Raw genomic sequence first — 23,051 nt, 5'->3', positions numbered from 1 at the left:
GTCTGGCGTTATTCCTCGCGCAGGCTGCGCGAGATGGCCCGTGAGATCGGGGCCGAGATATATTCCCAACTGGTGCGTTTGCCGGTGCGGATCATCACCTCGGCGCTCATCCCCGATTGCAGCGGGATGGCGCTTTCCTCGACATCTTTCGGGTCCAGTTCGATGCGCGAGAGGTAATAGGCCGCGCCGGTGCGCGGATCCGTGATCCGGTCGGCGGAAATGGTTTGCACCGTTCCGTCGATCCCGGTCTGGTTGCGGCGGTTCATGGCCGAGAGCCAGACCGTTGCGGGCAGGCCCACGGAAACCTGATCGATATCGAGCGGGTCGATGGTGGCCTGAATGACCAGCTTGTCATTGCTCGGCACGATTTCGAGAAGCTGCTGACCCGGCGCGACAACGCCGCCGACCGTGTGGACGGCGAGGTTCACGACGATGCCAGACGCGGGCGCGCGGATTTCGGTGCGGCGCAGAACGTCGCGGGCTTCGGCGAGTTGCTGGCGCAGGTTATGCGCTTCCGAGCGGGTCTGGCGCAGTTCTTCGACGATCTCGGTGGACTGGCTGCTGCGCAATTCGGACATGCGGAGCGTCGCTTCCTCGACCTTCTGGCGCGCCGTGCCGATATTCGCGCGATGCGTGGCGACCTCGCCTTGGAGTTCCGCCTGATCGCGTTGCAGCGTCAGCAAACGGCTGCGCTGCATCAGCTGGCGGTCCACAAGCTGCTGCGTGGTGGCGAGTTCTTCATTGACGATTTCGAGTTCCCGGTCGGCGGCGGTGATCTGGCCTTCCAGCCCCTCGATCTCGCTTTCGACGCCGCGCCGGGTCTGCTCCAGCATGGTCAGCCGCTCACCAAGGAGCTGCTTGCGGCTGGCGAAAATCTCGCGCTGCCCGTCCATCGCGGCGAGCGCAGCGGCGTCCCCGACCTTGAGGCGCAGATCATCGGGGAAGGTGATTTCGTCGGCATTGTTGCGCTCGGCCACAAGCCGCGCCTCCAGCGCTTGCAATTCGAAGAGCCGCGCCTGAATTTCGGTCATCACGGCGACGGGAATGGTGTTTTGCAGGCGGACGATCACATCGCCCGCCGCCACCTCGGAGCCCTCGCGCACCTCGATGCTCTCGATGATCCCGCCCTCAAGATGCTGGACCGTCCGCACATTGGTATCGACGCTGACAATCCCCGGTGAGACCACGGCGCTTTCCACTGGTGCGAGGAGCGACCAGCCGAGAAAGCCGCCGAAAAAGAGGCCAATAATGGTGAAGCCGATGGCGATCAGCTTGCGATCAAACGGATGGGGAAAGGCGCGGCCTTCCGGCCCGAGCGAGAGATCGGTCATTTCACGCTCCTCAGGTTGGCGCGTTTCTTTTCCTTGCGGGCCTTGGCCCCTTCGGCCTCGGAGACCTTGATGCTCGCCCCGTCAAAATTCAGCGCCATATCGGCGATGCGCGAGAGGCGCGGCGAGTCGATGGCTTGGGTCGCGATGATCGTCGTGCCCTCGTCGCTCAATTGCTGAAGCGCGGCCTCCATGATGCGCCGGGACGGGCCGTCGAGATTGGCGGAGGGCTCGTCCAGCACGAGGATGCGCGGCGCGTTGTAGAGCGCGCGGGCCAGGCCGATGCGTTTGCGCTGGCTGCCGCTGAGGATGCCGTGATGGTCCGAGGTGATCATCGTGTCATAGCCTTCAGGCAGGCTGAGCATCAGCTCGTGAATGCCGACGAGTTTGGCCACCGCGATGACCTTTTCGAGCGGCGGATCGCCCATATGGCCGATATTTTCGCGGATCGTCGCATCGAAAAGCTCGGTATGCTGGGGCATATAGCCGACCAGCCCGGAGCGTTGCTCCGCCGGGATGCGCGAGATGTCGATATCGCCGAGGCGGACATGGCCGAGGCGCGGCTGGATGATCCCGGTGAGGATGCGCGCCAGCGTGGTTTTGCCCGCGCCTGCGGGCCCGGTCAGCACCACGATCCGGCCCGGCGGGATCTCCACCGAGAGACGCCGGAAGAGGTAATCGCGCTGGTAAGGATAACGGTGGCTGACCGCATCGAGCACCAGCGGCGCATGTTCCAGACCGCCCAGCATGGAGGCCTCTTTCGGGGGCAGCGCGTTGAAATAATTGACGAGGCGCTTGTAGGCGTCGATGGATTCGCGGGTGCTGCGCCAGTTGCGCACCGCGCCCTCGACCAGTTTGAACCCGAAACCCGCCATCAGGCGCGCGGCGAAGATGCTGCCGATGGAGAGCTGGTCCAGCACCACGAGCCAGACACCGGCGGCGAGAATGCCGATGCGCAGAAACTGCCCGAGCGCGCCCATGATGAGCGCGAAGGTGTCGCCGCGCGAGGCGGTGCGTTCGGCTTCTTCGAGACGGCCCGCCTCATTGCGCCGCCATTGCTCCGTGAGATTGCCGCCCATTTGCAGCGCATCGACGGTTTCGCGGTGGCGCGTCATGGTCTGCATCAGCGTGCCGCCATCGCGTTTGGCGGCGCTGGCGGCGCGGCGGGCGGCGCGGGTGAGCGGGTCCTGCATCCAGCCGACCAGAATGACGATCAGCACGGAGGCGAAGGTGATCCAGCCCAAGACCGGATGGATCAGGAACACGCCGAACACAAAGACCGGCGCCCAGATGAGATCGAGCCAGCGCACCAGTTGCCCGCCAGCGAAACGGCTGATCGCGCCGAGATCGCTCAGGGCCTGGCCGCTGCTTTTCTCATCCGTCTCGCGATGCGTGCTCCGGCGCATGATTTCCGGCCCGAGCGTTTCCTCGATCCACGCGCTCCAGCGCCGTAGCAGTCGGCGGCGGATGATGTCGAGCGCATAGCCCGTGGCGACCGCGATCAGCGTGATGATGGTTAGCATCACCAGCGTTTCGATGCTGCGGCTCGCCGGGATGCGGTCGAGCACTTGCAGAAGGTAAAGGGGCGTCGCGAATTTCAGGATGTTCACGAACACACTGAAAATGACCACCGCCGTGAGGCCCCTCCAGGAAGCACTCCAGGCGTGGTCGACCAGCGTTTTCAAGCCCGCTTTGCGCCGTTTTGCCATGCGTCTGTCACCTTGAAGCGCCCCGGATATCCGGGGCGGCTTTTCCCTTCACTGCCTACGCGTTACTCGCCGGGGATCGGGATGTAGCGCAGTTCTTCAAAGCCCTCGACGGGGCGGTCGATGCTGCGATTGAACGGGCTGGCCTCTTCGGCGCGGCGCGTGTGGCCATACTCGTTCATCATATCGAGCGCATCGGCTTCGTTCTCGTCGAGATCGTCATCGAGCTCCGCATCATCGAGCACCTTGGCGAGCGCATCCGGGATCGGGTGCAGCGTCGGCTCGATCGGCGGGGTCGCCTCGGCAATCGCCTCGCGCACCGTCACCGCGAGCGCCCCAAGATCGGCGATCTTGGTCTTGCGCGGGCTGATGCGTTTGAGAAGCGCGGCGAGCGCGGTTTCCATCTCGGCGGTCTCGGCATTGAGGACCGCGTCGATCTCCGCGCGGCGCGCCTTGTCGAAACTCTTCGGCGGGACATAACCGCCCTTGCGCAGACGCGGCACCTCCAAGGCAATCGGCCCCATGGGGCTGGCCACTTTGCGCTTGCGGAACCCGTTGCGGCGGTTCACCCGGCTCCCGCCGCGCGCGCCGTAAGCCGAGCGGCACATCTCATCGACTTCGGCTTTCATCACCGCCTGCATGGCCGTGCGCAGAACCGCCTGGGCCTGAAGCTCGCGGGGCGAGACGGACGGGCGGCCCATCGGGACCACATTGCCGCTATACTCGCCCGCATAGATCGCATCTTGCGGGACCAGCACGTCTTTGGTGAGCGGTTTCAGATGCTTGGCCTTGCGGTTCGAGGCTTCATATTCCTTGCGAGCGAGATCGCGGATCGTCGGCACCAGCATCCCGTCCTGAAGCTCCCACGGGCTGAAGACCCGCAGACCGGTGGAGAGTTCCGCCTCGCGCACCCCAAGCGGCGAGCGGCCAAGGCGGCCACTCAGGGCGACCACATTGTGACCGGCCCGGCGGAGCATATCCGCGCCATATTTCGCACCCATGGAGTCGTAGGCCGCGAAGACGGTGCCGATGGTCACATCGAGGATCTTCTTGCTGCGAATGAGTTGCGAGGTTTCAAGCTGCATCAGCCCGTCCGCAATCTCGATCACGGCGAGATCACAGCCATTATCAGCGGCGAAATTCATCAGCCGCATGGTGGCGTTCTCGATATCCTCGACCGAGGTGAGATAGGTGCTGGCAAAGCCCGCATCGGTGAAATCGGCCACGATATCGGCGCCCGCATCGCGCACGATCCAGATATCGCCGCCCGCGCCCGTGCCGGTGATTTTCAGCGCCGCGACCTTGTGGCCAAGGCGTTTGAAACCGCGCACAAGCGACATGGCGGTGAGCGTCTTGCCCGCATTCATCGAAGTGCCGAGCGAGAGGATCGCCGGGATCGGCGGGGTCATTTCGCTCGCCTTCACGCCGTAATCGGCAAGGTTCAGGCGCGAGCCGTCAGCGCGGGCAATGATCCCGAGCGGCGAGATTTTCGTCGGCGGGAGCATCCGCTGATGACGGGACAGCTCGACCGCCGCAAGACCGCCGGCAGCGACCAGATCGCAGGGCGAAAGATCTTCCGCAATCTGCGCCTCATACTGGTCCGGCGCGTAGCGGTTGCCGAAGGCGACGACGATCTCATCGCCCGCGAACATATGCGCGCGGCGACCATCGGTCAGTTCCAGCTTGGTGTGTTTGATGATCTCATCGACGCGCGCCAGCACCAGATCGCCCGGCTCCGGCCGCAACTTGCCGGTCAACAGCCGGCGCATGTCGCCCTTCGGAACGCGCCGTGTGCTGAACGCACGCTTGGCCGTGTCGATACGCTTCGCAGAAAGAATCTGATCCATGCTTTACCCCCACCCAGATCTGATCGCCCGCCTGCACGCGGGCTACAATGTAACAGCTCTAGAGTGAGACAACATGCCACCACGCATACCGAAACTCGCTAAGATCTCACCCATAGCTCTGCGCGGAGGTTCTGCCAGCTAATTAACTTTATTTAAAGCCGCAAATGCAGCATAAGCCCCCACATCCCACGGCTTTCTTAACGAAATTTTAACCAAACTTAACCCAGAAAATTGGTTGTTATTAGCTACTTAACATTTATGTGATGGTGTTACACCCCTGTGTCACAAGGGAAAAGGCGTGTTAGTGGTATTATGATACTCCTGACGAGGCGTCAGGTTTCGGCGGATTATTGCCGACGCGCACTCAAAAGCGCGTGCATTTTGACAGGCCGGAAGCTGCGTTTCATCTGCGCCAGACCCTCGCGCCCGCTATCGGCGAAGTCATTAAAGAATCGCCCATGAGTGGTGCTTTCGATAAATTTGTAGCGCTGATAATAGGCCAGCCCCGGAAAGGCGTGGTCGGAAATGGTGATGAAAAGCGCCGTGGTCTCCGGGTCGATCGGGCCGCCAAAGGTGAAGGCGGCGATCTTGCCGTCCATCTCGATAACCTCGCCGCGGATGACCTCCGGCCCAAGGCCCGAGGCGTTGGCGAGACAGTTGCGGGCATAGGAGCGATAGGGCCCCAGTTTCACGCCGCGTTCCTTCAGGAGCGCGCGCCACTCTTCGAGCAGCGTTTCGCAAGGTTCGCGGTCCTCGGGCGTATAGGGCCGCACCACCGCGCCCGCCTCGTCGAAATAGCGCACCTTGCGGCGGAGCGTTGCGAAGGCCTTGCCCGCCATCGGCAAAACCGCTTCGCGATCATAGACATATTCGTCAGAGTTAAAGCGCAGCTCGAAGCCTTCATTGCCGACCATCCATGCCGCTTCCTCCGGCACGCGGTTGATCCGCAGCGCGCCGCCCTCGTTAAACGCCGCCATTCGCGCCTCGGCGTGGGCGAGCGCCGCCGGGCTGAACGGGAAAGGCGGGACGAGCAAGGACAGCATCTCCCGCCCCTTCCGGCGGTTCATCCGGTAGACCAGCATCGCGCCCTCGGCGTCCTCGAAAAGCGCGTGTTCATTGCCCGAAAGCTGGCTGAAAAAGAGCATATAGGGGAAGAAATAGGACCAGCCCGTGACCTCGGCCGCCGCCACCGCTTCGGCAATGCGCGGCTGATCCTCGGCCGTCAGCGGGCGCAATCCGTCCAGCGCATCGGTTTGGAACGCGGCATCTTCGGGCGCCATGAAACTCTCCCTGTCTTAAGTCGTCTTACGTCAGCTGGGCGCGGAAAATCTGCACCATGCGCGGCGGGCGGAAGCTGCGTTTGAGATCGCTGAGGCCCCCTCGCCCGGCATCATGCCCGTCATTGAACGCCGGCAGCGATGTCCATTCTGCCATCTGGTCATGGCGCAGGAAATAGCTCAGCCCGCGAAATTCCGTGTCGCTGATCCCGATCATCAGATTGCCACAATCGGGGCTGATGGGGCCAGCGAAGGAAAATCCGTGGATCGTTCCGTCAATTTCCGCAACGCGGCCCTTGATGAGATCCTGCGGCCAGTCCGGCGCTTCGGCGAGGCAATTGGCGGTGAGCCGGTAGCCCTCCGCAGGCAAGCCCGCCTCCTTGAGACGGCTGCGCCAGCGGTCCAGCACCTCCATGCAGCCCGCTTCGTCCTCCGCCGTATAATCGCGGGCAACGAAGCCCGGCAGATTGGCGGCCTTGTTGATCTCCTTGCGCAGTTTCTTGAACTGCGAGCCGTCGAGCGGCACCACCTGCGCGCAATCGTAGTAAAATTCCCGCTCCCGCGCATGGATGCGGAACCCGGCGCGGGCGAGATCCGGCATCTGCGCCTCTTCGACATAACGCACGCGAACCGTGCTGCGCCGGTTGGTATCGCGCACCCGCTCGACCGCATGATCCATCGCGGCGGTGCTGTAGGGCATCGGCGGCGTGTGGATTTCCAGCACGGGCCGCCCCTTGCGCTCCGACATGCGGTAAAGAATGGTCGCGCCCTCGAATTGCTCTTCGAGGATCGCATAGCCCTCGCGCATCCCGGTCAAATGCAAATAGGGCAGATAGAGGAACCAGCACATGCGGTCCTCTGCTGCAAACAGCTCCGGCAGCCAGTGATGGCTGTCCACGCGCACCCGGTTTAATCCCTCAATACCCATACGCGCGATTTAAAAAGCCAGATCGTGACGAGGGCAAGACAGTTAACGGGCAAAACTGTAATAAACTTTATATGCGCGGAGGATTGCCGATGCGCCGCGCCCCCTGCCCTTGTTTCGCCCTGCCCCACATGCCACATGGGGGCCAAGCAACGACAGGCGAGGCCCGGTTTGAAACAGTTAACTGCCCCTTTCGCACAGCTTATGTCGTGGCTCCTGCTAGCGTTTTTGGCGCTCGCACCCGGAGCCGCCGAGGCGCAAAGCGGCGCGAGCCGTTTTGGTGCCGCCGCCATGGATGCAGAGGTCGACGGACTCGAGATGGAAATTTATGCGTATCGCCCGGAGGCCTGCGCCTCGCCTTCGGTGCTGGTGGTGTTTCACGGCAATGGGCGCGGTGCCGAATCCTACCGCAATTCGGCGCAGCGCGTGGCGGATCAGTCCTGCTTCGTGATCTATTCGCCGCTGTTTGATGAGGAGCGTTACCCGAGTTGGAAATACCACCGGGGCGGGCTGGTGCGGGACGGTGAGACGCTGGACCCCGAGACATGGACGGTCGAGCAAGTGGGCGAGTTGGTGGATTGGATCCGCGCCCGCGAGGGCCGCGATGTGCCGATCTATCTTTTCGGGCATTCGGCGGGCGGGCAGTTTCTCTCGCGCTACGCCGCCTATATGGAGCCGAATGATGTGGCGCGCATCGTGATCGCCAACCCCTCGACCTATGTGCTGCCGAATTTCGACGAGAGCATCCCCTACGGCTTCGAGGGCCTGCCGCCGGAATTCGACGCCGAGCGCTTGATCGACCATTACCTCGCCGCGCCGGTCACGATTTATCTCGGCACCGACGACACCGGCCAGAAGGATCTGACCATGACCCGGCAGGCGGTGCGGCAGGGCGACAACCGGCTGGATCGCGGGCGCAAGACGTTTGAGCTCGCGCGCGCCGAGGCGGAGCGGCGCGGCGTGCCCTTCGGCTGGGAGCTTGTGGAGGCGGAAGGCGTCGGCCACACGGCGCGCGGGATGCTGGAGCATCGCGACATTCTCGAAGCGCTCGGCTTCGATCTGGCGAGCTAACCGCTAAAAGCACCCGTAAAGACACAGCTTTTCCCGCCGTTCCGGTTGGTTTCGGCGGCAATCGGTGTTATGCGCCCGGCTGACTTGAGAGCAAACACAAAAAACAACCGAGGCAAAGCATCATGGAAGAGTTTCTGAGCAGTCAGACATGGCAGAACGCCCTGACGATCTGGGATCAGGGCTATCGCGGCGTCGATGTGCAGCGGATCCTGATTGCGGTCGGCGTGATTGTGGTGGCGCTGATCCTGCGCAAACTCGTCGCGGCGATCCTCGTGCGGATCCTGCGCGGCGTTTTTGGGCGGCGGAACAAGGCGTTCGGGGAACGGCTGGGCGAGATTTTCGGCCCGCCGCTGTCGCTTGTCGCCGTGGTCGCCGGGATCCTGATCGCCAGCAATGTGGTGTCGGAGAATGAGCAGCTTCAGATCATCGGGCAGGAGATCGCCCGCTCGCTGATTGTCTTCGGCATTTTCTGGGCGCTCTACCGGGCGATCGTGCCGAGCTATCAGTCGCTGAGCGAGCGCTCCAGCCTGTTCAACCCGTCCATGCTGGGCGTCGCGAGCGCGGGCACGAAACTGCTCGTCGCGGTGCTTGGCGCGGCGATGATCCTCGATGTCTGGGGCATCAAGGTCGGCCCGATCCTCGCCGGGTTTGGCCTGCTTGGCGCCGCCGTCGCCTTGGGCGCGCAGGATCTTTTCAAGAACCTCATCGGCGGGATTTTCATCATCGCCGAGCGCCGCTTCCAGATTGGGGACTGGATCATGTCGGACGGGGTGTGCGACGGCACGGTGGAGAAAATCGGCCTGCGCACCACGAAAATCCGCCAGTTCGACCAGTCGCCGATCTATGTGCCGAATGCGGAACTGTCGGACAACCCGGTCGTGAATTACGCCGAAATGCCGTTCCGCCGGATCAGTTGGGTTGTGGGCGTGACCTACACCACCACGGTGCCGCAACTGCGCGAAATTCGCGACGGGATCGCCGAATATATCCACAACAGCGACGATTTCGCGAATCCCGATGAGGTCTCGACCCATATCCGCATCGACAGTTTCGGCGACAGCGCGATCAACATCATGGTCTATTGCTTCACCCGCACGACGGTGTACGCCGATTACCTGCGGATCAAGGAGCAACTGGCCTACAAGATCTCGGATATTGTCGAGAAAGCCGGGTCCGGATTCGCCTTCCCGAGCCAGTCGCTCTATCTCGAAACGCTGCCGAAAGGCGCGGAACTGTTCCCGGCGCATCAGGAGCAGATCGAAGGGTCTGCCGAGAATTCGGACAGCACACCGCAGCCGCAGGGCTAAAGCATCGCGGCGGCCTCTTTACGGGGCCGCCGTGCTGTCGCGGATCAGCAGCTCGACCGGAAGCGTCACCTGCGAGGCCGCATCCTCCCCCTCAATCGTCGCAAGAAGCGTCTCCGCCGCCCGCTGGCCCAGCACGGCGCGGCGCTGGCGGATCGTGGTGAGCGGCGGCAGGCTGTAGCGGGACATTTCGATATTGTCGAACCCGACAACGGAGATATCCCCCGGCACGGACAGCCCCGCCCGGTGCAGCCCGTTCATCAGGCCAATCGCCATCTCGTCATTGTCACAGAACACCGCCGTTGGCTTTTCGGCCATCGCGGCGATCTCGGCAGCGGCGTCGATCCCCGATTGCAGGCTGAAATCGCCAGCAAGCTCGCGCGATGCGTCGATCCCGGCGTCCTTCAGCCCGGCCGCGAAGCCTTCCCGGCGCGAGAGCGTCAGCGTGTTGCCTTGCGGCCCGCGCAGATGGAGAACCCGGCGGTGGCCCAGTTCCGCCAAATGCGCGGCGACCAGCCGCCCGCCTTCGGCATTGTCGGCCAGCACGCGCGGCGCATCCAGCCCCTCGATCCATTCGCAAGCCTGCACCACGGGCGGGCAACCGGGGATGGAAAAGAGATCCGCCGGAAGCGCGCCGTCAAGCGCGATCACCCCGTCGCAGCGCGCGCGATTGAGATAAGAGGTCAGCGGCGCGTCGGGCGACTGGTCCGATGCCATCCGCGTGTCGAGGACCAGAAGGTTCATCCCCTTGGGACGCAGCGTCGCGGCGATTCCCGACAGGATTTCCGAAAAGAACGGATTGGCGAGCTTCGGAACCAGCGCCAAGACCCCGCCAACCTGCTGCTGACGCAGATTGCGCGCGGTGACATTGACGATATAGCCGGTTTCCGCCACCGCGTCCTCGACCGCTTTGCGAGTCGCTTCCGAGACCATGGAAGGCTTTGATAACGCACGGCTTACCGTTGCTGCGGAAACCCCTGCCAGCGCCGCGACATCATGGATTCGCGGCGCCCGTGACTGATCTTTCACCTGTCAATCTCTCCCTCTCCTGTAACCACTAAAATTAATCGAAAAAAACGGGTTGTAAACCATTACATCCTGTGTCAGCGTTTATGAAACCGATTGCATAAACATAAATCAACGGTGTTAACGGGGGGATAATGCGGACACTGAAGGGTCCAGGCTTGTTTCTTGCGCAGTTTGTGGGAGACGATGCGCCGTTCAATAATTGGGATGGTATCACGAAATGGGCCGCCGATTGCGGCTATCTCGGCGTGCAGGTTCCCTCCGGCGCGGATCCGCTGATGGATCTCGAAAAGGCCGCATCTTCAAAGGCGTATTGCGATGAGCTAAAGGGCGCGGCAGAGGCCCATGGCATCGCGATCACCGAACTTTCGGCGCATTTGCAAGGCCAGCTTGTGGCCGTTCACCCCGCGTTTGACGTGGCTTTCGACGGTTTCGCGCCGGCACCCGTCCATGGCAATGCCAAGGCGCGGACCGAATGGGCGGTCGATCAGGTCAAGAAAACCATCGACGCCTCGGCCCATCTCGGCCTCGACCGGATGGCGGCGTTCTCGGGCGCCCTCGCCTGGCCCTATGTCTACCCCTGGCCGCAGCGCCCGGCGGGTCTCGTGGAAGCGGCGTTTGACGAACTCGCCGCGCGCTGGCGGCCGATCCTCGATCATGCGGAGGAGAAAGGCGTCGATATCTGTTTCGAGATCCATCCCGGCGAGGATCTGCATGACGGCGTGACCTTCGAGATGTTCCTCGATCGCGTGGATCAACACCCGCGCGCAAAGATGCTTTACGATCCGTCCCATTACCTGCTGCAACAGCTCGATTACCTCGCCAATCTCGACATTTACGGCGAGCGGATCGGGATGTTCCACGTCAAGGATGCGGAGTTCAACCCGAGCGGGCGGCAAGGCGTTTATGGCGGCTATCAGCCTTGGGTGGACCGCGCCGGACGGTTCCGCAGCCCCGGTGACGGGCAGGTCGATTTCAAGGCGATCTTCTCCAAGCTGACGGCGATGGATTTCGACGGCTGGGCCGTGGTCGAGTGGGAATGTGCGATGAAACACCCCGAGGATGGCGCGCGCGAAGGCTCAGAGTTCGTCAAGGATCACATCATCCGCGTCACCGAACGGGCCTTCGATGATTTTGCGGATAGCGGCGCGGATGACGTCGCGAACAGAAACATGCTGGGTTTGGGAGGACAAGAATGACCCGTCATATTCCACTGCGTCTCGGGATGGTCGGCGGCGGTGCCGGCGCGATGATCGGCAATGTGCACCGGATCGCCTCGCGCATCGACGGGGAGTATCAGCTCGTCGCGGGCGCGCTCTCCTCGACCGAAGAAAAGGCGAAGGACAGCGCGGCGGCGGTCGGCATTGCCGAGGATCGCGCCTATGCGGATTTCGAGACAATGGCCGAGGCGGAAGCGGCGCGGGAGGACGGGATCGAAGCGGTCGCGATCTGCACGCCGAACCATCTGCACGCCCCTGCCGCGATGGCGTTCCTGAAGCGCGGCATCCATGTGATCTGCGACAAGCCGATGACGGCGACGCTGGAGCAGGCTGAAGAATTGGCGGCGGCGGCGAAGGAGGCGGATGCGCTCTTCTTCCTCACCCACAACTATTCCGGCTATCCGCAGATCCGCCTCGCGCGCGAGATGGTGGAACGCGGCGATCTTGGCAAAATCCGTCTGGTGCAGGTCGAATATGCGCAGGACTGGCTGACCGAGGCGAGCGACTCCAAACAGGCCGAGTGGCGGGGCGACCCGAAGCGCGCCGGCGCGGGCGGCTCCATCGGCGATATTGGCACCCATGCCTTCCAATTGGCGCGGTTCGTGACCGGGATGCTGCCCGAAAAGCTGGCGGCGGATCTCACCGCCTTCGTGCCGGGCCGGGTGATGGATGACAACGCGAATATCCTGCTGCGCTACGCTGAAGGGGCGAAAGGGAGCCTCTGGTGCTCGCAAGTCGCCCCCGGCACGGAAAACGGTTTGAAACTGCGGGTTTATGGCGAGAAAGCGGGTCTCGAATGGGCGCATGAAACGCCGGAGACGCTGTGGTTCACGCCCTTTGGCGAGCCGACCCAGAAGCTGCGCCGCGGCGGTGCCGGGACGACCGACAGTGTGGCCAGCGCCAGCCGCGTGCCGCCGGGCCATCCCGAGGGGTATCTCGAAGGCTTTGCCAATCTTTACAAGGAAGCCGCCGCCGCGATCCGCGCGAAGAACGCCGGGGAGACGGTGCCCGAAACGCTGGTGCCGAGCCTGCAAGACGGGCTTGAGGGGCTTTATTTCATTGATGCTTGTGTGCGCTCGAACGAGGCGGACACGGCCTGGGTGGAGATCATGCCATGAGCGAGCCGATCCTGTCCCTGCAAGGGGTCACCAAATCTTTCGGGCCGATCGAGGTGCTGCATGGCGTCGATTTCGCCCTGCGTCCCGGTGAGGTTCACGCCCTTATTGGCGAAAACGGCGCGGGCAAATCGACCACGATGAAGATCCTCGCGGGCTATCTCGGACAGACCGACGGCGAGATCCTGTTTGAGGGCAAGCCGATCACCTTCGACCATTCCGACGAGGCCGAGGATCTGGGGATCATCATGATCCATCAGGAGTTTAACCTCGCCGAGCATCTGGCGGTGGATCAAAACATCTTTCTCGGGCGGGAGCTCAAAAAGGGCTGGCGGCTCGATCACAAGACGATGCGCGAGCGCTCGGCGGAGCTTCTGAGCCGTCTCGACTGCCGCGTCAATCCGGGCACGCCGGTCAACCGCATTTCGGTGCCGGACAAGCAGATGGTGGAGATCGCCAAGGCGCTTGGCCGCGACGCGCGGGTGCTGATCATGGACGAGCCGACCGCCGTGCTGACCGAGAAGGAAACCGAGGTGCTGTTCGAGCAGATCGACCGGCTCCGCGATCAGGGCGTGGCGATCCTCTACACCTCCCACAAGCTCGGCGAGGTCAAGCGCATCGCCGACCGTGTGACCGTGCTGCGGGACGGGACGATGGTGACATCGAGCCTCGTCGATGAGGTGTCCGAGCATGATATGGCGACGGCCATGGTGGGCCGGGAAGTCTCCGACCTCTTCCCGCCGAAAGCCTTGGGCGGTGAGGACACGATCCTTGAGGTCAAAGATGTGAGCGTGCCGGGGATCGTTGAGGATTGCAGCCTCTATCTGCGGCGCGGCGAAGTGCTGGGGATCGGCGGGCTCGTCGGCTCGGGCCGCACGGAACTGGCCGAAGCGATTGCCGGGCTGCGCGCCCGAACGGGCGAGGTGAAGATGAACGGGACCACCCTGCCCTCCGGCTCGATTGCTGATGCGGTGAAGGCGGGGCTGGTCTATCTCACCGAGGATCGCAAGGGCGCGGGTCTCCTCCTGGAAAAATCCCTGCGCGAGAACCTGACCCTGCCGCTCCTCCATGAATTCGGCAACCCGCTGATCGACCGCAAAAAGGAAGACGCGGCGCTCTCCAAAGCCATTGACGATTTTGCCATTCGTGCGCCGGACCGCAATATGGCGGTTGGCAACCTGTCGGGCGGGAACCAGCAAAAGCTGCTCCTTGCCAAGACCCTGCTGAGTGATCCCGAGATCATCATCATTGATGAGCCGACCCGCGGCATCGACATCGGCACCAAGCAGCAAATCTACACCCTGATCGCGGAACTCGCCGAACAGGGCAAAAGCATCATCGTCATCTCTTCGGAAATGCCGGAACTGATTGGCCTCGCCGACCGTGTGGTCGTCATGCATGCGGGCGAGATCACCGGCGAAGTGCGCGGAGAGAACGTCACCGAAGAAGCCATCGTCAAGCTCGCCATGGGCCTTGACGGACAGCATAAGGACACAGCGGCATGAGCACGGCCACAGCCCCCAAAACCCAAGCCTCGCGCGGGAAACGCGTCGATCTGCAAGTGATCGGCCCCATCGTCGCGCTCATCGTTCTCATCCTCATCGGCATCTCGCTGAGCGACAACTTCCTCAGCTATGCCAATGTGACCAACGTTCTGGCGCGCTCGGCCTTCATCGGGATCATCGCGGTCGGCATGACCTTCGTGATCACGGCGGGCGGGCTGGACCTCTCGGTCGGCTCCATGGCGGCCTTCGTGGCCGGGGTGATGATCCTCGCCATGAACGCGCTGACGGAGAGTATGGGCGTGACCCTGCCCGTGGTCCTCATCGGCATCGCGCTGGCGCTCTTTGTGGGCTTTGCGGCGGGCATGATTAACGGCCTGCTCATTACCCGCGCCGGGATCGAGGCGTTTATCGTGACCCTCGGCACCATGGGCATCTACCGTTCGCTGATCACATGGCTCGCCGATGGGGGCACGCTCTCGCTCAGCTTCGAGATGCGCGAGCTGTATCGCCCGGTTTATTACGGCGGCATCGCCGGAGTGAGCTGGCCGATCATCGTCTTTGCGCTCGTCGCCATCATCGGCGAGATCGCCATGCGCCACACCCCCTTTGGCCGCCACTGCGCCGCCATCGGATCCAACGAGAAGGTGGCGCGCTATTCATCCGTGGCGGTGCTGCGGGTGCGGCTGATCACCTATGCGCTGCTCGGCTTTCTCGTCGGCCTCGCGGTGGTGATGTATGTCCCGCGCCTCGGTTCGGCCTCCTCGGCCACGGGCCTTCTGTGGGAGCTCGAAGCGATTGCGGCCGTGATCATCGGCGGCACGCTGCTCAAGGGCGGGTTCGGCCGGGTCTGGGGCACCGTAATCGGTGTGCTGATCCTCAGCCTGATCGGGAATATCCTGAACCTGACCGATTTCGTGAGCCCCTATCTCAACGGAGCCATTCAGGGCGTCGTCATCATCCTGGCGGTGGTTCTGCAACGCAATACGGGCCCGGCGCGCTAAGCGCTGCCGGCTTCCCGTGACCCCAATCTTTATCATCTAGGGAGGATTTTCAGATGAAGATGACTTTGATCGCAACCACGGCATTGACCGCCAGCATGGCCCTTCCGGCCCTTGCGCAGACGGTGGGTGTCTCGATCCCTGCGGCGACCCATGGCTGGGCCGGTGCGCTGAACTTCCATGCCGAGCAGACGGTTGAGCGGCTGGAAGAAACCTATCCGGACATGGATTTCGTGCTGACCACGACGCCCGATCCGGCAACGCAGGTGTCCGACCTCGAAGACATGGTCGCGACCCGCAATATCGACGCGCTGGTCGTGCTGCCCTTCGAATCCGAGCCGCTGACCGGCCCGATCCAGCGGATCGCGGAAAGCGGTGTCTGGGTGACTGTGGTGGACCGCGGCCTTGCCGTTGAGGGGATCGAGGATCTCTATGTCGCCGGGGACAATGCCAGCTTCGGCCGCACGGCGGGCGAGTATTTCGCCGAGACGCTGGAGGACGGTGCGCAGGTCGTCGTGATGCGTGGCATCCCCTCGACCGTGGACAATGAGCGCGTGGAAGGCTTTGAAGCGGCGCTTGAAGGCTCCGGTGTCGAAGTGGTCGCCATGGATCACGCCAACTGGAACCGCGACGAAGCGTTCACCCTGATGCAGGACTATCTGTCCCGCTTCTCGGAAATCGACGCAGTGTGGGCGGCGGATGACGATCAGGCCGTTGGCGCGCTGGCCGCGATCGAGCAGGCGGGCCGGTCCGGCGAGATGATCGTCGTCGGCGGTGCGGGTATGAAAGAAATGGTCGACCGCATCCGCAATGGCGATGAGAGCGTGCCGGTGAATGTCACCTACCCGCCCTCGATGATCTCGACCGCGATTGAAATGACCGCCGTTGGCGCGTCGGGCGCGGCCCCGATGACCGGGGAATTCATCATCTCCTCGGAGCTGATCACCCCTGAAAACGCTGACGATTACTACTATGAGGACAGCCCCTATTAAGGGCTGACCTGCTGCGCGCGCGGGCGCTACGACCCTCCCGCGCGCAGCCCCCCTTTTTCCCGTTTACATCCGCAGCGCGTAAAGCTGCACCAACCAGTCGAGGAGACCGACATGACCGATTTTTCGGAACGGAGACTTGCGCGCCGAACACTCTTCAAAGGGGCAGGTGCCGGGATCGTGCTGATGGGCGCAGGCGGTGCGGCACGGGCGCAGGAGAGCGGCGGCGCGGCCCCTGAGGAGACCGCGCTGAAAGGCAATATCAACCACTCCGTCTGCCGCTGGACGTTTGGTGATCTGCCGCTCGAAGACCTCGCGGCGCTTTGCAAGGAGATCGGCATCGGCGCGATTGATCTGTGCGGGCCGGATGACTGGGAGACGTTGAAGAATAACGGCCTCGACAGCTCCATGTGCAACGGCGCGGAGATCAGCCTTGAGGATGGCTGGGCGGAGCCGGAAAACCACCCCGAACTGATCGAGCGCTATCGCCGCCATATCGACCTCGTGTCGCAGGCGGGCTTTACCAATCTCATCCTCTTTTCCGGCAATCGCCGGGAGATGGACCCCGCCGAAGGGCTTGCCAATTGCGAGACCGGGCTGAAGGAAATTCTGGGCCAAGCCGAAGAGGCGGGCGTCGTTCTGCAAATGGAACTGCTGAACTCCAAGGTCGATCACCCCGATTACCTTTGCGACAACAGCCCTTGGGGGATCGAGCTGGTGCAACGCCTCGGCTCGCCCAATTTCAAGCTGCTTTACGACATTTACCACATGCAGATCATGGAGGGCGACGTGATCCGCACGATCACCGACCACCATGAGAATTTCGGCCATTACCACACGGCCGGAAATCCGGGACGCAATGAGCTCGATGAAAATCAGGAGCTCTTCTACCCGGCGATCTGCCGCGCCATTCGCGACAGCGGTTTCGACGGCTATGTCGCGCAGGAGTTTATACCCAGTGCCGATCAGGGATCACCGGAGGCAGCCGAGGCGCTGCGCCGCGCGGTGCTGACCTGTGATGTGTAACCACCCGAACTAAAAGCAAGAAACTGCCAACCAGCAATCCGGAGGAAGATAGCAAGATGGCTGAGAATATGCATTACGACGCGATTGTCGTCGGGTCAGGGATCAGTGGGGGCTGGGCCGCCAAGGAACTGACCGAACGCGGGCTCAAGGTGCTCATGCTGGAGCGTGGCCGCAATATCGAACATCTCACCGATTACGTGAATGCCGATAAGGAAGCGTGGAATTACCCGCACCGGGGCAGCGCGACGCAGGAGATGAAAGAGAATTATCCGGTCCTGAGCCGCGATTATCCGCTGAATGAGCCGACCTATGGGATGTGGGCCGATGAGCAGGAGAACCCCTATGTCGAGACAAAGCGGTTCGACTGGTTCCGGGGCTATCATGTCGGCGGGCGCTCGCTGCTCTGGGGCCGTCAGTCCTATCGCCTCGGGGATATTGATTTCGAGGCGAATGAGAAGGAAGGCGTCGCGATCGACTGGCCGATCCGCTATGCCGATATCGCGCCCTGGTATGACCATGTGGAGGCTTTTGCGGGCATTTCCGGCTCGACCGAGGGTCTCGATGTTCTGCCCGACGGGCAATTCCTGCCGCCGATCCCGCTCAATATCGTTGAGAAAGACGTCGCCGCGCGCATTCAGGAAGCCTTTGGCGGCAAGCGTCACCTCATCAACGCGCGGGTGGCCAATATCACCGAGCCGAAGCCCGAGCAGAACCGCGTGAACTGCCAATACCGCAACAAGTGCTGGCTCGGATGCCCTTACGGCGCCTACTTCAGCACCCAATCGGCGACCCTCCCGGCGGCGGTGGCGACTGGCAATCTGACGCTCCGTCCCTTCTCCATCGTGCGCGAGATCATCTATGACAAGGACACCAAACGCGCCAAGGGCGTAGAGGTGCTGGATGCGGAAAACAACCAGACCTATGAATACACCGCCAATGTGATCTTCGTGAACGCCTCGGCCTTCAACTCCACCTGGCTGCTGATGAACTCGGCGACCGATGTGTGGGAAGGCGGGCTCGGCTCCTCCTCGGGCGAGCTGGGTCACAATGTCATGGACCACCATTTCCGCGTCGGCGCGTCGGGCCGTGTGGAAGGCTATGACGACAAATACTATTTCGGGCGGCGTCCGGCGGGCTTCTATGTGCCGCGCTTCCGCAACCTTGAGGGCGAGCAGCGCGACTATCTGCGCGGTTTCGGCTATCAGGGTTCCGCGAGCCGTCAGAACTGGCGCCGCGAGGTTGCCGAACTCAACATCGGCGCGGATTTCAAGGACGAGATCAGCAAGCCGGGTGACTGGACCATTGGCATGACCGCCTTTGGCGAAATGCTCCCGAACCATGACAATCGCATTTCACTCGACCCGAACACCACTGACAAATGGGGCCTTCCGGTTCTCGCTGTCGATGTGGAGCTTGGGGAGAACGAGCGCAAGATGCGGATCGACATGCAGCAGGATGCGGTGGAGCTGTTCGAGGCGGCGGGCGTTGTCGATGTCCAGCCGACCGAGAGCGACTATGCCCCCGGCATGGGCATCCACGAAATGGGCACCGCCCGGATGGGCCGCGATGCCGCGACCTCGGTTCTCAACCAGCACAATCAGGTCTGGGATGCGCCCAACGTCTATGTGACGGACGGTGCCTGCATGACCTCGTCAAGCTGTGTGAACCCCTCCCTCACCTATATGGCGCTGACGGCGCGGGCCGCGGCCCATGCGGTCGAAAGCCTCAAAAATGGAGATCTGTGATGAATCGCCGCGAATTGATGCAAATGATCGCCGCCGTCACCGGGACGACCATGGTCACGCCGAAACTGGCATGGTCCTATCAGGACACGGAGGTGGGCGAAAACATCTTCAGTGATGAAGATGCCGCCTTTCTCGATGAGGTCGGCGAGGTGATTATCCCGCAGACCGACACGCCGGGCGCGAAGGACGCCGCCGTGGGCGCGTTCATGACAGTCTATGTCAGCGATTGCTATGACGCCGAGGCGCAGCAGGGTTTTCGTGACGGGATGGACCAGCTCAAGGCTCGCGCGACTGAGGCCGGGACCGACTTCATGGAGATGTCCCCCGAGCAGCGGCTGGAGCTGATCACCGCCGTTGCGACCGAAGCGAAAGAGCAATCGAGCCAGGAGGAGGCTGAGCCGCATTGGTTTACGCCGATCCATCAGCTTGTGCTTTTCGGCTTCTTCACCTCCGAGCCGGGCGCGACCGAAGTGCTGCGCTATGAGGCTGCGCCGGGTGAGTATATCGGCGATCTCGATTATGACGGCGGCCCCGCCTGGGCCACCTGACGGAACTGGCCCCGGACCTCCCTCCGGGGCCTTTTTTGACGACGAAAGGAAACACTGATGAAACAGATTATGACAAGCGCGCTGGCGCTCAGTTTCGCCGCCGGCATGGCGCTCGCGCAGGAAGATGCTCCCGAAGCGGAAATGACCGATGCGCAGAAATCCACCGTGACCGAGCAATGGGAGCCGGTGCCCGAGAAAATCGACGCGCCCGCCGATGCGCCGCCCTCCGATGCGACGGTGCTTTTTGGCGGTGACAACTTGGATGCGTGGGAATCCGTTGAGGGCGGCGAAGCGGGCTGGACCGTGGAGGACGGCGCGATGACCGTGGCGCTCGGCAGCGGCGCGATCCGCACGAAGGAGAGTTTCTGCGACGCCCAGCTTCACATCGAATGGCGCGCACCTGCCGAGACCGAAGGCTTCGACGGGCAGGATCGCGGCAATAGCGGCGTGTTCTTTCAGGAGCTTTACGAGGTGCAGGTGCTGGATAGCTATGACAACCCGACCTATCCGAACGGTCAGGCTGGCTCTGTCTATAAGCAGCACCTCCCGCTCGTGAACGCCTCCCGCGCGCCCGGCGAATGGCAGAGCTACGACATCATCTTCGAGGCCCCGATTTTCGGCGAGGACGGCGATCTGCGTAAACCGGCCTATGTCACCGTGATGCATAACGGCGTGGTCGTGCAGAACCATGTGGAATTGCAGGGCGGAACCGAGTGGATCGGCTATCCGCGCTATCAGGCCCATGACTGCGCGCCGATCCAGCTTCAGGATCACGCGAGCGAAGTCAGCTACCGCAATATCTGGATCCGCCCGCTTTAAGCGGCGGTTCCAACGTTATCGCAGACAACAAAAAACGGGCCGCTTATCATGCGGCCCGTTTCGATTTGCCAGAAGCCAACTTTAGTCGCGAGTCGCGCCTTCAGGCAGGTTTTCGGTCAGGAAGCTCGCGCCGGTCGCGACGACCTCATCGGCTGCGGGCGGCAGATCATGCTCGATGATATACCACTCGACACCGGCCTCTTCAGCCGCCGGAAGGATCGCGGCCCAGTCGAGCACTCCTTCGCCAAGTGCTGCAAATCCGCGCTGGTCCTCATTTTCGCCCTCAGGCGCATTGTCCTTGGCGTGAACCGCAAAGACGCGATCCTGGAACCGGCCAAGATATTCCGCCGGATCATGCCCGCCGCGCGCGACCCATGCGAGGTCAATCTGCGCCATCACGTCTTCGCCCGCCGCGTCCAGCATGATTTCAAGCGCCGTTTTGCCGTCAAACTCGACCATCTCGAAATCATGGTTGTGATAAGCCAGACGCATATCCTGCTCTTGCAACTGGTCCGACATCTCCTTCATCTCCGCGCCAAGGGCTTCCCAGCCCGCCGCATCCTCGGGGCGCGCCTCTTCTGCGAGATAGGGAATGGTGATCGTGCTGTTGCCAATCGCCTTGTTGAAATCGACCACGGCCTGAAGATCGGCGCGCAGATCGTCGATCTGGGCATGGGTCGAAATGGCCTGGATGTTATGGGCGTTCATCAGCTCCGACAGCTCTTCGGCGGTGATGTCATGGGTGCCGACCGTCTCCACCGCCGTCACGCCTGCCGCTTCCACCGCGCCAAGCTGCTCATCGAGCGTGCCGAAATCGCGCATGGTGTAAAGCTGCACCGCAATCGGCAACTCGCCGGTCACGCGCTCGGCGTCGTCCTGCGCCATCGCGCCCGGTGCGCTCATCATCAGCGCCGCGCCCGCCATCAGGCCAAATTTGAAAGTCCGAAATGTCATGGAGGTCTCCCTAAGGTTTCTACCCTGTCTCACTGAGGGCTGAGTCGAAATGTAATGGATTGCAACGAGACTGCAAAGGTTTGCACTCGGAGATTTACGCTAAATTTTAACGATTTGGGGTGGGGTGAGCGGAACTCCGCCCGCGCCCGGTTTTGCAGGCTTCGCGAGCGCTCTTGGGGCCGCGCGACGCGCCGCGAAGGTTACTTTTCACACAAACATGTCTGGCACCGGGATGCTATACTGCACAGATTATATTTCAGGAGATAGATTATGGCACAGTTACGACCCCTTCTTCGTCATGCGCTCGACACGCTGAACAGCGCGGCGGGCGGCGCGGCGGATCTTGGTTTTTCGCGGCAAATGGATGCGCTGGCGACGCAGCTTGATGTGGAGAGCGGCGCGGGCACCCTGCCCGTCGTCATGCAGATCCCGCAACATCCCCCTGCCCCCGGCGAGACTTGGCCGGAATATAAAGCGCGTGTTCACGCGGCGCTGGAAATGGCCAATGAGGCGCTGACCGGCGGCGGCGGTGAGCCGCTCTATCTCGCCAATGCGATTGCGGCGAAGCTTGGGCCGGAGCAAATCGCGGCGATGGCGGAGACGGAGATGATCGCCTCGATTGAGCTCGACCGGCTCGCCAAGGTGGTCGATATGGACGACGCGGTGATCGATGTTGGCGTCGAGCCGTTTCGTCAGGAGGTCGGCCCCTATCGCGGCAAGGGCGTGCGGGTGGCGGTCCTCGATTCCGGGATCGATGCGGAGCAACCGTTTCTCAATGTCGCCGAAGCCGTGTCGACCTGCGGCGAGCCAGTGGAACTCCCCGGCTCACATGGCACGCATTGCGCCGGATCGGTCGCCTCGCAAGACGCGGTCTTCCCCGGTATCGCGCCGGATTGCACGCTGCTCAATGTCAAAGTCCTGCGCGAAAATGGCAGCGGGACCAGCACCTTCATCACCAAGGGCGTCGATGCGGCGCTGGATCTCGAAGCGGACATTCTCTCCATGAGCCTCGGCTTTAACCATCTGCCGATCTGGTCGCGCGGCGGGCATGGCTGGAGTTGCCCGGATGGGCGCTGCGAGCTGTGTACGGCCATCGACAACGCCGTATTCTTCGGCAAAACCGTGATCGTGGCGGCGGGCAATGAGCATAACCGGGCCGAAGCGCTGCGGCAGGCGGGCTATGGCAATGAGTTTGACACGGAGCTTGGCTGTCCCGGTCAGGCGCGCGGCGCAATCACCGTGGGCGCGCTGACGAAACGGACCTTTCTGCCGGCGGATTTCACCAGCCACGGCCCCGCCTCTTACGGCGAGACCAAACCTAATATCGCCGGCCCCGGCGTCAATGTGACCTCGACCATTCCGGTGCCGCGCGATCTCTCGGGCAATCCCGTGCCGGACGCCAATCGCAGCCAGCTTTTCGAGCGGTTCAGCGGCACCTCCATGGCCACGCCCATCGTTGCCGGGACCGCCGCACTCATTTTCGAGCACCACCGCGAGACTGGTTTGCCGACCGATCCGGAGGCGATCCGCGCGGCCCTTCTCAACCAGGCGGTGACAGAAATGGAGGAATCTGCCACTATCGTCGGCGCCGGACGTGTGGATCTGGCAAATTTCGGGCGCGCGCCGCTCGTTGGTTAAAGGAACCGGG

Annotated in this window: 19 protein-coding genes; 12 read left to right on the top strand and 7 right to left on the bottom strand. The window is 62.6% G+C overall.

All coding sequences use genetic code 11. From position 1 onward, the window contains the following. Positions 1-8 precede the first annotated feature (8 nt). The 5 genes from ACMA5I_RS11980 to ACMA5I_RS11960 form a co-directional block, all read right to left on the bottom strand. Positions 9-1,331, bottom strand: a complete 1,323-nt coding sequence (locus ACMA5I_RS11980) for an HlyD family type I secretion periplasmic adaptor subunit (protein ID WP_525886509.1) — start codon at positions 1,329-1,331, stop codon at positions 9-11. Next, on the bottom strand, positions 1,328-3,037 hold the full coding sequence (locus tag ACMA5I_RS11975; protein ID WP_525886508.1) for a type I secretion system permease/ATPase: 1,710 nt from the start codon (positions 3,035-3,037) through the stop codon (positions 1,328-1,330). The genes ACMA5I_RS11980 and ACMA5I_RS11975 overlap by 4 nt, the downstream gene beginning before the upstream one ends. A 62-nt stretch (positions 3,038-3,099) precedes the next feature. Next, entirely contained in the window at positions 3,100-4,881 is a 1,782-nt protein-coding gene (locus ACMA5I_RS11970) for a transposase (RefSeq protein WP_525886507.1), read from the bottom strand. 347 nt (positions 4,882-5,228) lie between these two features. Then, a complete protein-coding gene (locus ACMA5I_RS11965; RefSeq protein ID WP_525886506.1) occupies positions 5,229-6,161 on the bottom strand; it encodes a phosphatidylglycerol lysyltransferase domain-containing protein in 933 nt (310 codons plus the stop codon). A gap of 25 nt (positions 6,162-6,186) precedes the next feature. Next, positions 6,187-7,086, bottom strand: a complete 900-nt coding sequence (locus ACMA5I_RS11960; protein WP_525886505.1) for a phosphatidylglycerol lysyltransferase domain-containing protein — start codon at positions 7,084-7,086, stop codon at positions 6,187-6,189. Between the two features lie 201 nt (positions 7,087-7,287). On the opposite strand from ACMA5I_RS11960, the gene ACMA5I_RS11955 reads away from it, so the two are divergent. Together ACMA5I_RS11955 and ACMA5I_RS11950 are read left to right on the top strand one after the other, a co-directional pair. After that, entirely contained in the window at positions 7,288-8,154 is an 867-nt protein-coding gene (locus ACMA5I_RS11955; RefSeq protein WP_525886504.1) for an alpha/beta hydrolase, read from the top strand. Between the two features lie 122 nt (positions 8,155-8,276). Continuing rightward, the gene (locus ACMA5I_RS11950; protein WP_525886503.1) at positions 8,277-9,461 is read left to right on the top strand and encodes a mechanosensitive ion channel family protein; all 1,185 of its coding nucleotides are present in this window, start codon (positions 8,277-8,279) and stop codon (positions 9,459-9,461) included. Between the two features lie 18 nt (positions 9,462-9,479). On the opposite strand, the gene ACMA5I_RS11945 is transcribed toward ACMA5I_RS11950, so the two are convergent. Further along, positions 9,480-10,487 (bottom strand): LacI family DNA-binding transcriptional regulator, encoded by a 1,008-nt coding sequence (locus ACMA5I_RS11945; RefSeq protein WP_525886502.1) that lies wholly within the window; start codon positions 10,485-10,487, stop codon positions 9,480-9,482. A gap of 131 nt (positions 10,488-10,618) precedes the next feature. Here ACMA5I_RS11945 and ACMA5I_RS11940 point away from each other — a divergent pair, with 131 nt between their 5' ends. The 9 genes from ACMA5I_RS11940 (at position 10,619) to ACMA5I_RS11900 (ending at position 20,449) form a co-directional block, all read left to right on the top strand. Further along, entirely contained in the window at positions 10,619-11,683 is a 1,065-nt protein-coding gene (locus ACMA5I_RS11940; protein WP_525886501.1) for a sugar phosphate isomerase/epimerase family protein, read from the top strand. Next, positions 11,680-12,822, top strand: a complete 1,143-nt coding sequence (locus ACMA5I_RS11935; RefSeq protein ID WP_525886500.1) for a Gfo/Idh/MocA family protein — start codon at positions 11,680-11,682, stop codon at positions 12,820-12,822. Before ACMA5I_RS11940 ends, ACMA5I_RS11935 begins: the two co-directional genes overlap by 4 nt. Continuing rightward, a complete protein-coding gene (locus ACMA5I_RS11930) occupies positions 12,819-14,324 on the top strand; it encodes a sugar ABC transporter ATP-binding protein (RefSeq protein WP_525886499.1) in 1,506 nt (501 codons plus the stop codon). Before ACMA5I_RS11935 ends, ACMA5I_RS11930 begins: the two co-directional genes overlap by 4 nt. Then, positions 14,321-15,325: an ABC transporter permease gene (locus tag ACMA5I_RS11925; protein WP_525886498.1), complete on the top strand. Its 1,005-nt coding sequence runs from the start codon at positions 14,321-14,323 to the stop codon at positions 15,323-15,325. The genes ACMA5I_RS11930 and ACMA5I_RS11925 overlap by 4 nt, the downstream gene beginning before the upstream one ends. Positions 15,326-15,378: 53 nt before the next feature. After that, a complete protein-coding gene (locus ACMA5I_RS11920; RefSeq protein ID WP_525886497.1) occupies positions 15,379-16,314 on the top strand; it encodes a substrate-binding domain-containing protein in 936 nt (311 codons plus the stop codon). 111 nt (positions 16,315-16,425) lie between these two features. Beyond that, positions 16,426-17,337: a hydroxypyruvate isomerase family protein gene (locus tag ACMA5I_RS11915; protein ID WP_525886496.1), complete on the top strand. Its 912-nt coding sequence runs from the start codon at positions 16,426-16,428 to the stop codon at positions 17,335-17,337. 56 nt (positions 17,338-17,393) lie between these two features. Continuing rightward, positions 17,394-19,082: a GMC oxidoreductase gene (locus ACMA5I_RS11910; protein WP_525886495.1), complete on the top strand. Its 1,689-nt coding sequence runs from the start codon at positions 17,394-17,396 to the stop codon at positions 19,080-19,082. Continuing rightward, complete coding sequence (locus ACMA5I_RS11905) at positions 19,082-19,630, top strand: gluconate 2-dehydrogenase subunit 3 family protein (protein WP_525886494.1); 549 nt, start codon at positions 19,082-19,084, stop codon at positions 19,628-19,630. Before ACMA5I_RS11910 ends, ACMA5I_RS11905 begins: the two co-directional genes overlap by 1 nt. 57 nt (positions 19,631-19,687) lie before the next feature. Beyond that, a complete protein-coding gene (locus ACMA5I_RS11900; protein WP_525886493.1) occupies positions 19,688-20,449 on the top strand; it encodes a 3-keto-alpha-glucoside-1,2-lyase-like domain-containing protein in 762 nt (253 codons plus the stop codon). Positions 20,450-20,530: 81 nt separating this feature from the next. Here the strand turns inward: ACMA5I_RS11900 and ACMA5I_RS11895 are convergent, their stop codons facing one another. After that, positions 20,531-21,403, bottom strand: a complete 873-nt coding sequence (locus tag ACMA5I_RS11895) for a sugar phosphate isomerase/epimerase family protein (protein WP_525886492.1) — start codon at positions 21,401-21,403, stop codon at positions 20,531-20,533. 270 nt (positions 21,404-21,673) lie between these two features. Between ACMA5I_RS11895 and ACMA5I_RS11890 the strand changes: the two genes are divergently transcribed. After that, positions 21,674-23,041 carry a S8 family serine peptidase gene (locus tag ACMA5I_RS11890; RefSeq protein ID WP_525886491.1) on the top strand — a complete coding sequence of 456 codons (1,368 nt, stop codon included), beginning with the start codon at positions 21,674-21,676 and terminating at the stop codon, positions 23,039-23,041. Positions 23,042-23,051 lie beyond the last annotated feature (10 nt).

The sequence above is a fragment of the Jujubicoccus corallicola genome (genome assembly GCF_047345645.1).
Taxonomy (GTDB): domain Bacteria; phylum Pseudomonadota; class Alphaproteobacteria; order Rhodobacterales; family Rhodobacteraceae; genus JBLEFH01.
The sequence above is the reverse complement of the archived record's forward strand: the minus strand, read 5'-3'. Positions and strand labels throughout refer to the sequence as shown.